The sequence below is a fragment of the Niabella beijingensis genome (assembly GCF_020034665.1).
GTDB lineage: Bacteria > Bacteroidota > Bacteroidia > Chitinophagales > Chitinophagaceae > Niabella > Niabella beijingensis.
Window position 1 is genome coordinate 2,105,127 of record NZ_JAIQDI010000002.1, and the last position, 12,426, is coordinate 2,117,552.

The window sequence follows — 12,426 nt, forward strand, 5'->3', positions numbered from 1 at the left end:
GTACTGGGCAGTTTCTTTTACTCATACTTCAGCCACACGGTAGCCTTACAGTCCCTGTCGGCCACAGCTCTTATCCAGTGCGCACTGTAGCCGGAAGGGAACCGGTGCATAATGGTTTTGCCGGCCGGTACTTTTATTTGCTGATAGGTTTGCCAGCCATTCAGGTCCACGTCCACTTCAAGTGTAATGGTTACCGTTTTATCGGCGCTAAGTGTTACCGTCTTTTTATCATACCCTGTCATTAAATACGGCAGGGAGGGTTTGCCGGCCTTAACATCACTGTTCTTCCATACGCCGCCTTCGCCGCGGGGCTTACCCAGTTTCCAGAGATCATCAATAGCGCCAAACCAAAGGCCGTTAGCCCCGTCTGAAAAATAATGCCCGTCGGGCGCCGCATTGGCTTTGGTACCGCTCAGCACCAGCAGGCCGCGCCAGGTGCAGAAGTCCATGATCTTTTTATTGTGGGTAGTTACAGGCCGCATGGCCTTGTAGCCTGCTTCACGACCGATCTCGTAAAAGCTGCCGTGTGCGTTCAGCATCAGCCGCTCCGATTCCAGCTCCCTTCTGCCGCGGGGCCACTGCCCTGCAAAGGGTTGATCATATGCCGCATCCCCTTTGGGAAGCCGGAAGGTGCCGGTTTTATCGGTTACGATCACCGAAGCGGCATCTGTATCAAAGTCTTTTTTTACCGGCATCAGCCGGTTCATCTGCACCGTACTATCGGCCGCAGGCTTCAGGTATTCCAGCTTTTCATTCACTTCCCGGTAGGTTGCTTTTGCATGAATAAACGGCAGCACCTGCAGGTTGGTATTGTGGCCCGCCGGGCGGATATAGCTGGCATTAAAAGGGGCTTTATCCGCGGCACCGGCCAATGCCGCAAATACAGGGTCTGCTATAGCCGTATGATTGGGCCTGCCGTTAAAATACAGGTAGGCCGAAGCCACACAATTTTTATCGGTTTTAAAGCGCACCCAATTGGCCGAAAAACTTTCCGGGAAAATAAAATAACCATAGCCGCCGGCCCCTACGGTAATGGTTTTATAAATCTGCCAGTGGTTATTCCCCGCCTTATCCACCTCAATGGTAAATGTTACCGGTGTTGGGGCCTTGTGCACCAGGTGCAGCACCTTCCCTTCCCGGCCGTTTACAAGAAAAGCATCAGAAGGCATACCGGCCTTCACCGTATCATTTACCCAGGGGCCGCCCCAGGCGTTGGGGGTACCCCATTCCTTCAGCTCATCAAACGAACCAAACCAGAGATTGGAAACGGCACGGCCGGCCATAGGGTTTTCCAGGATCGTGGTTTCATCGGTTGACAGCACCAGCTTCCCGTTCCAGCTGCAGAAATCGGGAATATACCGGAGGTGCGTACTTACGGGGCGGATGCCGGCGCTGTTGGCACAACTGAAGGTTTTGGGAAAATCATAGAACATGCCATGCATATCCATCAGCATTTTTCCGTTGCCCACCTCGCGTATCCGCGGCCACTCGGTATACCAGCCCCCCCGGTGATCGTAGGTGTGGGTGGCTTTGGGTAAACGATAGGTATACCATTGCCCCCCGTCCAGCAGTTTCAGGATCACCGAGCGCCGGTCCCAGCCTATGCTCCATAACGGGCTCTTATCATCCGGTGCTCCGTAAATGCCACCAGGCCCGGTAACATCGGTGAACTGCTTCCGCTCCACGATCTTCCAGCCCGTACCATCCCAGCTGGCCAGTGCCCCCATCTCCTCTTTATTTTTTGGAAGTGTCCCCGCTTTTAAAGCCGCCGGATCCAGTTTAAAAACGGCCTCTTCCCCGTTGTTTGCTATTACCAGCAGGCCTTGCGAAGTATAGGCCCCTTTGCCATGCCAGCCGGGCACCGGCTTGTGAAATAACTTATTTACAGCAAGATCATGTACGTTCACCTCGTACAGCATGCCTTCCATATCATAGAAATAAACTTTATCAGCCGGATCGGTGAGATGGCGGGCAGTGGCCGTCATGCGGCCGGGCATGGTACTGAAGGGAATGGTTCTGATACCTCCTTTTTTATCGATGAAATAATTGCTGATGATCAGCTGGTCCGATTCTTTATGGATCATCCGGTTGGCAGGTGTGCCGCCAATGCTTTCCGGATGAATGGTCTGCACCAGATCCGGTGTGATGCTGTACAGCTTATCAGAACTGCCCTGCGGCTTGTGCGGGGAGTAAGTAACCATCCATAACTTACCGGCCCAGGGAACGATTGCGCCAATGCCACACTCACCGCCATCACCGTAAGCATTTTTATAAGCGATGGTGCCATCATCGGCTTTTGGTGTTTTGCTATGATCATTAAACACGGCCAGGTGCGGGTAAACACCGCTGATGCGGAGCTTCTCCGGCATGGTTTGTGCCACTGCCGCAACCCGGCCTGCCAGCATCACTAAAAAAAGAAATCCTGTTTTTTTCATTCGTATCCCGTCGGTATTTTAAAACGATTTAAAGAAGGCTTCCGGGCACGATGATGCCCGGAAGCATGGATAAGTAAAACTATACTAAGAAACAGATGGATCCACTATTACCGCCTGCAATGAGTCAGGGCGTGCAGGTACGGTCGTTATACAACCAGAGCTGCATGCTCCTGGACCAGGAAAGATCCACGTTATGAAACGTGATCACGTTACCGTCGATTGCGCCGTAAACATTCCCAATCCCGTTGCCCAGGCTGGCACAGGTAGGTGTATAGCCGGTACCGATCTCAAATACCACGGTTCCTGTACCGGTGGCGGTAATGCTGCCTTCAGAATAACTGGGTTGCCCCTGAGTGGCGGTCTTAAACCCGCTGATGTCCGTACCTTCCACATAAAGCACATAATCAACAGGTGTAGCTACGGTATTGATCACATCCACACCAATGGTTACGGTGGTTGCCGGTCTTAAAAAATTGCGAAGGCTCAACAGGTGCTTCAACTGTGGAACGGGGTGGCCGGGCCTGTTGCCGCTGCTGTAATTAAAGCCGGTTGCGGCCGCACCGGAAACGGTGCATACCATTCCGAAGGCAAAAGCCAGGATGATCATTTTTGTTTTCATGTCTGATTATTTAAAGGTAAAAATTTAAGAATGTATCTTATGAAGCAATGGACTCCTCCGGTCAGTAGTTCGGATTCTGTGTCAGCCCGGGATTCTGTATCCGATCCACATTCGGAATGGGCCACAGGTACTGCCGGCTTTTATCAAAAGAGCGGTCTGCCAGTTTTTTTACATCGGTTCCAAAACCGGAATAATCAGGAATACCGTCCTCATCAATCGGCGGCACTCCCGGAAACGGCCATTTGGAGCGGTTTTGCGCCGCAGGATCCGGCAGGCCGGTCACCGGCCGGGTCAATGCTTTTTCGGCCAGCCGCCAGCGGATCAGGTCCATATAGCGCAGGCCTTCCAGCGGAAACTCCACCCTGCGTTCCCTTCTTACGATCCGGCGCAGCTGTGCCGGATCCGTTGTTGTAATGGCAGGATAAGCTGCCGTGGCAGTAATGTCTACCCCGTATGCCCTTGCCCGCACACGGTTGATCGCATTTAATACAGATGCATCGATCTCTCCCAGTTCGATCTTTGCTTCGGCATAGGTCAGCAATACTTCGGCCAGCCGGCAAATGATGCGGTCATTATCCTCCGCCAGGCGGTCGGCCCAGGACTGATCGATCCCTTTTTTCCATAAGAGTCCTGTAAAACTGGCAAACTGGGCCACGGAGCGGCTATCGTTGTTTCGCACCCTGGTGCCGGTTTTTGAACTGAAGACAGTGGTACTATCCGGATGGGGCTGATAAGCATATCCCAGCCATTGCGTATTGAATGTAACAATGTTGGCCGCAAGCCGCGGGTCCCTGTTGGCAAAAGGATTACGGGGATCATACCGGGGCGATTCATCGATGGGTTTCCCGTCCGTACACTCATAGCTGTCGAAGATCTCCCAGGTCGGTATCTGCGCGCCAAAGCCACCGGCATTGCGGCTCATAAAATCCTGCACATAAGCAGAACCGTTAAAGAGCTGCTGGGCCTGGTCGCGGGGTATGCTGATGATCAGCTCCCTGCTGGTCTCTCCTGCTTTTAAAAACAGGTCGCGGTAATCCGGATGCAGGTCATATACTGCCGTACCCAGCTGCATTACAGCACCGGCCGCATCTTTTGCCAGTTCCCATTTCCCCGTATACAGCGCTGTACGGGCCTTTAAGGCCAGTGCCGCACCTTTTGTCAGCCGTTTGGTTTGTGTGCCGGTAAAGCTTACCGGCAGGTTGGCCGCTGCAAAATCAAAATCTTCGAAGATAAAATCCAGTACTTCGTCTTTGCCGGTACGGATAACATTATACGCCTCAGAAAGCGCCAGCGGCTCCTTCAGCAACGGCACATCTCCAAAATGCAGGATCAGTCTCGAATACTGATACGCCCGGATGAGCCGCATTTCAGCTTCCAGCGTTCTGATAACCGACTCCGGTGTATTGGCAGCAGCGCGATCCTTATTGGCAATAAACGTATTCACTCTTGAAATGGCCCGGTAGGCATTTGTCCACAGGAGGTCGGCTGTAGCATCGTCGGCATTCATGGTTCCAAAGGTTACCGCATTGCCCAGCTGGGCCCGGTGCCAGAAATCATCCGTAAAAAGATCATTGTCGTTCGACCAGAAATCCAGCCGGTACAGGTCGTTCACCGCCAGCTCCAGCTCATTCTGGTTGGAATAAAAATTGGCGGAGGAAGGGCCGTCCAGCGGATTCAGATCCAGCTTTGCGCAACCGGTACTGATCATTACGATCATTGAAAGATATAGAACAGACTTTTTCATTGCTATTGAATTATTGTGTTGATTAAAACCGGATCACCGCTCCGCCCATAAAGGTGCGCACTATAGGATATCCGAAATTGCCCGCTTCGGGATCGGCATCGATATAGGCCGGAAACTGATCGATCGTAAACAGATCGTTGGCCGCAGCATAAAACCGCAATGATTTGATCCCTGCCTTTTTTAAGAAAGAAGGCTGCAGCGTATAGCCGATTGTAATATTCTTCATCCGGAAATAAGCCCCGCTGACGAGCCAGAAATCCGATACCGCATAGTTGTTGGCATTGGAAGCCCGGGAAAGCCGCGGAAAGCGGGCTGCGTTATTTTGTTCCGCAGTGTTGCCCGTACTCCAGAAGCGGCCGGGAAGTGCCGCCGGCATATTCCCGAAATCCTCCGCGAAGGGCTGCACCTGCTCAAAGGGCATCAGGCTTAATTTTTTTCCCACGCCCTGAACCACCAGGCTAAAATCGATGCCCTTATAATCCATCCGGATATTACCGCCGTACTGGTACCGGGGCAGGGAGCCACCCAGTATCACGCGGTCGGCATTTGATGCGATCAGGTTGTCGCCATTCATATCCTGGTATTTTATATCGCCCGGCTTACTGTTGATAAACTTAGCGCTGGCAGCCACTTCGTCGGCCGTCTGAAAAATGCCCAGCGACCGGTATCCATACCAGGCATTGAATTCTTCGCCCACAATATTTACCGTACTCCCCAATGCACCGGTATTGCTGATCCCGATCACTTTTGTTTTGGCATCGGATACGTTGGCCGATACCGTGTAGTTCAGTTGCCCGATATGATCGCGCCAGCCCAGTTCCAGCTCCCAGCCTTTGGCACCGATCACGCCCAGGTTGTCGGTAGGGTCTGCATAACCCACATAATTAGGGATATCACGGGTCAGCAAAATATTCCTTGTCTTTTTACTGAAATAGTCGGCGGTTACATTCAGCCGGTTCTGCAAAAAAGCCATATCCACTCCAATACCTGCCGTACGGGTGGTTTCCCAGGTAATATCCGGTATATTGAACACCACCTGGGCATAGCCGCTTAAAGGAACCACGGTTGCACCCTGGTAGAACAGCGCCGTGCTGGGCGACAGGTTGGCCTGGTAGGGATAGTTACCGATCCGTTCATTACCTACCTCTCCCAGGGCGCCTCTTATTTTCAGGAACGACAGCCAGCCGATATCTTTCATAAAACGTTCTTCCGTTACCACCCAACCGGCGGAAAAAGAAGGGAACAATGCATCCCGGTAGGCGGCTCCAAAGCGGGAGGATTTATCATACCGGAGGTTGGCCTGAAGCAGGTATTTGTTTTTATAATCATAGCTCACTCTTCCAAAAAAGGAACGCAGCGCTGTTTCATATGCATTGCCTGAATTATCGCGCAGCAACTGGGAGCCTACATCCAGGTAAGGATAGCCTGACAGCGGGAACCCCTGCCGCGATGCACCTATTGATTCAAAGGACTGGTAGTTTTCTTCATACCCAGCCAGTACTGCAATATCATGCACGGATGCAATCGTTTTTGTATAATTGGCCAGGAACTGCCCGTTGATCACCCGCGTCTCCGACCGGGATTCATTCAGGTCGGTGGTCGGCCGGTTCACAGACAATTGCCGGGCTGGCTGCAAAAAATCATAAAACCTGATCTGCTGTGCATATACTTTGGTCTTGTCAAAATCAAAGCTGGGTGCCACCAATGCTGTAAGGGTCAGGTCTTTTATGGGTTTAAAATTTATGGCCAGGCGTCCCACAACCTGGTTACCCATGGTTTTATTAGATCCGCCTGCGGCGATCTGGGCCATCGGGTTGCGTCCGCCTTTGCCATCCGCAAAGCGGCCATCCGTATAAAAGGCGCCATAAATGGGTGGCAGTATCCGCCCTTCGTAAATGGGATTGCCAAAGCCGGCGGAGTTGATCACATTATCCGTACCGGTCCTTTTATAAGCAATATCCAGGTTGGCCGACAGCTTCTCCGAGATCTGGAGGTCATTGTTGATCCTTACCTGGTAGCGTTCATAATCGTAATTGTCATAAAACGCTTTTGCATTCTGATAACCGATAGAGGCTTTTGTTTTTAATTTTCCCGTGCCAATCGTTAAAACCAGGTCGTGCCGCTGGCGCGGGGCGGCTTTCCGCTGCAGGGTAAGATCCTGCCAATCGGTATTGAACCAGTAATTGGGGTTGGCCGCCACACTGTCCAGGTAACCGTTAATATAAGCATCTGTATATTGTGCCGTGCCGCCGTCGTTAACCGCGCGCTCATTAAAGTATTTTAGATAATCGATCACACCTACAAATTCCGGCAATGCCGTAGGCCGCTGCACACCATACTCATAATTATATTCCAGCTCCGATTGTCCGTTCTTTGCCCGCTTTGTGGTGATCAGCACTACGCCCGCCGCTCCTCTTGAACCATAGATGGCAGCAGAAGAAGCGTCCTTGAGCACCGAAATAGTTTCCACATCCAGCGGGTTCACATTATCGATATTGGATACCGGCACACCATCTACCAGGTACAACGGATCATTATTGCCACTGGTGGTAATGCCGCGGATGCGTATAGCAGCCCCTGCACCCGGCGCCCCGCTGCTGCGGGTAACCGTAACACCCGCCATGCTGCCCTGCAAGGCATCCGAGATCTGTATGGTTTGCCGGCCGGCCACATCGCGGCCGCTGACAGTGGCCACAGCACCTGTCAGGTCTTTTTTCTTTTGGGTACCATAGCCCACCACTACCACCTCTTCAATTTGCCTGGCCAGCGGAGTGAGCAGGACGATGACATGATCCGTTGTGAGCTGTATTGTTTTTGGTGTATAGTTCACTCCGGTAACCTCCAGCTGTGCAGCAGCTTCCGGCAGCTCCAGGGCAAAGGTGCCGTCGGCGGCACTTGTGGTACCCGTTGTGGTACCCGGCACCGTAATGCTGGCCCCGGTCACCGGGCTTTGGGAAGCGCTGTCGGATATGGTTCCGGTTATTTTTTTTGTCTGCGCAACGGCAGCAACACTAAATCCGAACAGACACAATAAAAGCAGCTTTATTTTCATAAACAAACAATTTTTAAATCGTCGGGGAGGGTGTACTAAAACAGCGCAGCAAACTTAACTTTGCCGGAAGGCAACTGCCAAACGATTGGTTGGACAAAGCGGTTTACAAAACTTTGGACAAGATAAACGATTGTTTTTCAATAAATTGAAATTGGAGTAATTTAAGTATGGACAAGGCCACATCAGAACGATTATTTAATTACCTGGATAACTGCTGTCAGGCCATTGCAGCCCGGCAAGGTGATAAAGCCATCAACGAGTGGACCAACAGTGATTATATCCGCCTCTGTGCCGACCTCTACCGCACCACCAACGTTTCCATCAGCGCCAATACCCTCAAACGTATTTTTGGAAAACTGAAAACGCCGGAACGCTATTACCCCCAGAGGGCCACCCGCGATGCCCTGGCACTTTACGCAGGCTTTAAGAACTGGGAGCAGCTGGAGGAAACCTTTCAGGAAAATGAAGAAACCAGTATAGCACAACCAGTGCCGGCAGCTGCGCCTCTCCTCGTTTCACAAGCAGCTCCTTCAGCAATAAAGCAGCGGACCTCCAAACCACGGCTCTGGGGCTGGGGCCTGCTGCTGATCGCCCTGGCGGGCACGCTGTTCTATACCTCTCCCGGAAAAAGCCCGGTAAAGGCAAAACTGGTGTGCAGTAATCCCAATGGGAAAACGCCGCATTCCGCTGTGTTTTCCATTGCCCTGCCGGAAGGTGTCACTACCAATATGCCGCTGCTGATCGATTTCGGCGACGGGGAACGCCCCAAACCCATAACCCCGGGTGCACAGCTATCGCATTATTATAAAATACCCGGCCGGTATTATGCCGTTTTAAAATCCGGAGACCGGGCGCTTGATACCAGTGTGGTTTATTTGCAGACCAACGGCTGGACCGCCACTGCCCGCACCCCCCGGGACACTATCTGGGTATACCCTATTGACACCGGTATCCTGCGCGCCGCCAATGCTTTATTTGTAACCACTCCGCAGCTGTACCGCGCAGGCATCGACACCAGTCATACGTTTTTTATCGATTTTGTAAATACCACAGCGTTCCCGGTGGATGCGGATAATTTTGAGCTGAGTGTCCGGTTAAAAACCTCGGATGACCGGCCGGGAGTGCGTTGTTCTCCTCTCTATGTAAATGTGTATGGAGAACGGACCTCCCACTATTTTAATATTCATCGTTCCGGTTGCGAGGCCTGGATAGAAGCAGGCTTTTCCGAGTGGGCAGCCCACAGCACCTCTGAAGACATCAAAGCATTTACAGCCGACCTCAGCAACGGCGGAAAATTTACGTTACGGGTAGCGCATAAAAACATTACTTTTTTTATCAATGATAAAGCACTGTTTACAACTTCCTACAAAATCCCCGTCGGCAATATCTATGGGCTTCGCTTTTCATTCGCAGGTATTGGTGCTGTTTATGAAGCCACATTGAAAGATCTGCTGAAAGATACGACGCTGCCGCTTTTTACGGGGAGAAAACAGGAATAAGGCACAGGCCGGTATTGCTGTTATATTTTCTTTTGCACCACTGCCAGGCGTTTTCGCCAGCCGGCTACCTGTGCATCTTCATACAGTGGCAGGCCCTTATTCCCTAAGAGCCCCAATGCCTTTGCCAATGAGCGGTTCAGCCCAGCCGATTTTTTATTGTTCCCGGACCAGGTTTGCACTTCTTCTTTTACTTTGTTTTCATAAGCCGCTATGGCCTGGCTGATAATGGCCTTTTCCTTTTTATATTCTTTTTGTTTCCGGAAGATGATCATCAGCCGGTTATACGGCGCTGCAAACAGCGGCTGTTTTTGCAGCACCTGCCCGTATGCCTTTACCGCCGCTCCGGTATCGCCCGCTGCTTCGTGGCGCCTTCCTTCCTGGTAGATTTCCTTTGCAGCTATCACCTGCTTTTTTATTGCCATTTCCTAATCGTTTAATTTGATCCACGCGGGCGCATGATCACTTGCCTTGTCCCAGCCCCTTACCCGTTTATCCACGCCGCCGGCCGAAAGACGTTTTACCAGTTGCGGGCTCAGTAAAAAATGATCCAGCCGCAATCCGGCATCGCGCTCGTACGCCTTATAAAGATAATCCCAGAAGGTGTAGATGCGCCGATCCGGATACAGATAGCGGAGTGCATCCGTCCATCCCTGGCTGATCAGGCTTTTATAGGCCCGTCTGGGTTCCGGCATAAAAAGGGCATTCTTCCGCCAGTGCTCCGGTTTGTATACATCCGGCTCCTCAGGTATCACATTATAATCGCCGGCTAACACTACCGGTATGTTTTCGGACATCAGGTATTTTGCATGCTTTTTTAAGCGCCCAAACCATTTCATTTTATAATCAAATTTTTCACCAGGTGCCGGATTTCCATTGGGCAGATAAATACAACCGATAACCATTTGCCCGGCGATGACCTCCAGGTAGCGGCTGTGCGTATCTCCCCTGCCACCGGGCAGCTTTGTACGCAGCACCTGCATCGGTATTCCTTTTGAAAGGATGGCCACTCCGTTCCAGCTTTTCTGCCCGCTCCACACAGCCCCGTAGCCCAGGCGTTCGAGCTCTTTCTCCGGGAATTTTTCCTGAACCGCCTTCAGCTCCTGCAGGCATACAATATCCGGCCCTGCCATCTGAAGCCATTTCTTCAGCACCGGCAGCCGCCCGTTAATGCCATTGATATTGAAGGTTGCTATTTTCATAACCACCAACCGCAAAGGTTTTAAGACGTTCTTTGTTCCTGTTCCGGAGCACCAATTAAATGAACAAATAATATGCCTGTGCAGGGAAACTTCGTGGCCTGATACCTTCATAACACCCTGTCCTGAAAAAAAGTCCCGGCAGGCCTGATGCTGCCGGGACAAACCATGCTGTTTTTCTGCCGGGAATAACAGGCCGGTTTAAAAATAAAATACGCCGCTTACTCCTATTACCCGGTTCTGATTGTTTTTATTGGCGTTGTTATTATTGCTTCCTCCCGGTATCGTATTGGTAAGGCCGATACCATATTGCGCATGGATACCGAAGCTGCCAAAGTCAACACCGCCGATAGCGTTTATACCAAAATCGAACCGCTTCATATCGCCGGAGCCTACCGTTCCGTTCCTGTCGTCCCCGTCTGTAGGATTATCGTTGCCCCAATGGATGTTTTCGGAAGTGGATGTGGTAACACCACCGCTCACCACTTCTGATTTTATTTTTCCACCTAGTCCTACAGCAGCATATGGTCCGGCACCGATATAGGCTTTTATCTTTTCGTTGATGGGTAACATCACATCGATATTAACAGGTAATTCCAGGTAAAGCGGATTCACTTTAAAGGAGGACTTTACTCCGCCGTCATCGTCTGTTATTTTAATCCCTTTTGACTGAAAATCGAGTCCCGATCTTAACTCAAATGTGGAACCCAGCGGAACGGCGGCGACAAACCCCGCATTAAAGGTATTGAAGCGTTTACTCGCATCCAGGTTGCCTTCGCGTGAGTTGGTAATATTGGCAGAATTCCATCCTGCTTTTATTCCCAGTTTTGTTTTTGCAAAATCCTGCGCATTTACAGTTCCTGCAATAATAAAAGCTGCTAACAAAGTCAATAAACGTTTTTGTCTCATAGATTTAATTTTTATAAGGGTTAATTTTTACGATGATCTTCTAATTCTTAAAAAAAGCGTGCCAAACACGCAAACAAAACAATCCTTTTAACAAACCCAAATGGTTTTCAGTATCTTAAAAAACAGCAGTAATCCGGACATAGAAATTAAAAAGCAGCGCGCCTGCAAAAAATGCAACAATAAATACCGTTTGTTTACCGGGTGTCAGCAGCATTTCATCTGCATTATAATACACATCAAATGACTAAATTTGATGGTTCCCTGTACGATATCGTGCGTATAGGGACAACGGCGATAAAAAAATGCCTTTGCGCATAAAAATACTCGGCAGTATGGACCACAGGCTAAAATACCGGCAGCTACAACATGCAAACAACAATTAATAATGCCCCCGATCATTTAAAGGAATATATTATACCGGTCGCTAATATCGATACGATCGGTTATTTCCGGCAACATGCAGCATGGGCCGGTGCTTTGATGTGGAAGGCCCAGCTGGGCTATGGGAACAATACAAAGTTCCGGATCTACTATTCAGGACAAAAAGAAGCGGATGGCTTTATTACAACCGTTGCCTCTGCACCGCTGATCGTATGGGCGCAGCCGGTGAACAGCACCGGCAGGATCGTCCTGTTTGATGAACGGATCCATGGGTTTTCAGCGTTGCTGGTGGAAAAAAGAACATTCAGTGATCCTCTATCCCAAAAATATACCATCAATGATCCGGGCGATGTCTTTGAAGTATACCTGTGGACCAATACAAGCATTGATTTTGAAGACGAATTCGAAGTAGGAGCAGATGGAAAAACAGCGCTATTGGATGGCTCCCGTAAAAGCCTGGATTACCTGAAACGCAATGCGTACGACTATACCGGCATTCTTTTAAAAAGTTCCGGTGGCACCTGCATCAGGATCATCGATATGGAACTGGCATAAAATACGCCTACAGCCTCAAACATGAAAACACGACAA

The 12,426-nt window shown here is 50.5% G+C and carries 9 protein-coding genes; 2 read left to right on the top strand and 7 right to left on the bottom strand.

Going from position 1 to position 12,426, the window contains the following annotated elements; all coding sequences use genetic code 11:
• Positions 1–17: 17 nt before the first annotated feature.
• The 4 genes from K7B07_RS24900 to K7B07_RS24915 all read right to left on the bottom strand — a co-directional run bounded on the left by K7B07_RS24900 (position 18) and on the right by K7B07_RS24915 (position 7,850).
• Positions 18–2,435, bottom strand: a complete 2,418-nt coding sequence (locus K7B07_RS24900) for a hypothetical protein (protein ID WP_223713257.1) — start codon at positions 2,433–2,435, stop codon at positions 18–20.
• 124 nt (positions 2,436–2,559) lie between these two features.
• Positions 2,560–3,054: a hypothetical protein gene (locus K7B07_RS24905; protein WP_223713258.1), complete on the bottom strand. Its 495-nt coding sequence runs from the start codon at positions 3,052–3,054 to the stop codon at positions 2,560–2,562.
• Between the two features lie 61 nt (positions 3,055–3,115).
• Positions 3,116–4,798, bottom strand: a complete 1,683-nt coding sequence (locus tag K7B07_RS24910; protein WP_223713259.1) for a RagB/SusD family nutrient uptake outer membrane protein — start codon at positions 4,796–4,798, stop codon at positions 3,116–3,118.
• Between the two features lie 22 nt (positions 4,799–4,820).
• Positions 4,821–7,850, bottom strand: coding sequence for a SusC/RagA family TonB-linked outer membrane protein (locus K7B07_RS24915; RefSeq protein ID WP_223713260.1), 3,030 nt, complete (start codon positions 7,848–7,850; stop codon positions 4,821–4,823).
• A 167-nt stretch (positions 7,851–8,017) separates the two neighbouring features.
• Between K7B07_RS24915 and K7B07_RS24920 the strand changes: the two genes are divergently transcribed.
• The gene (locus K7B07_RS24920; RefSeq protein WP_223713261.1) at positions 8,018–9,349 is read left to right on the top strand and encodes a hypothetical protein; all 1,332 of its coding nucleotides are present in this window, start codon (positions 8,018–8,020) and stop codon (positions 9,347–9,349) included.
• Between the two features lie 20 nt (positions 9,350–9,369).
• Here the strand turns inward: K7B07_RS24920 and K7B07_RS24925 are convergent, their stop codons facing one another.
• From K7B07_RS24925 to K7B07_RS24935, 3 genes are all read right to left on the bottom strand, one after another.
• Positions 9,370–9,771 carry a hypothetical protein gene (locus K7B07_RS24925; RefSeq protein ID WP_223713262.1) on the bottom strand — a complete coding sequence of 134 codons (402 nt, stop codon included), beginning with the start codon at positions 9,769–9,771 and terminating at the stop codon, positions 9,370–9,372.
• A gap of 3 nt (positions 9,772–9,774) precedes the next feature.
• On the bottom strand, positions 9,775–10,548 hold the full coding sequence (gene xth, locus K7B07_RS24930) for an exodeoxyribonuclease III (protein WP_223713939.1): 774 nt from the start codon (positions 10,546–10,548) through the stop codon (positions 9,775–9,777).
• Positions 10,549–10,746: 198 nt separating this feature from the next.
• Positions 10,747–11,454 (bottom strand): porin family protein, encoded by a 708-nt coding sequence (locus tag K7B07_RS24935; RefSeq protein WP_223713263.1) that lies wholly within the window; start codon positions 11,452–11,454, stop codon positions 10,747–10,749.
• A 366-nt stretch (positions 11,455–11,820) separates the two neighbouring features.
• Here K7B07_RS24935 and K7B07_RS24940 point away from each other — a divergent pair, with 366 nt between their 5' ends.
• Entirely contained in the window at positions 11,821–12,390 is a 570-nt protein-coding gene (locus K7B07_RS24940; protein WP_223713264.1) for a hypothetical protein, read from the top strand.
• Positions 12,391–12,426: the final 36 nt, after the last annotated feature.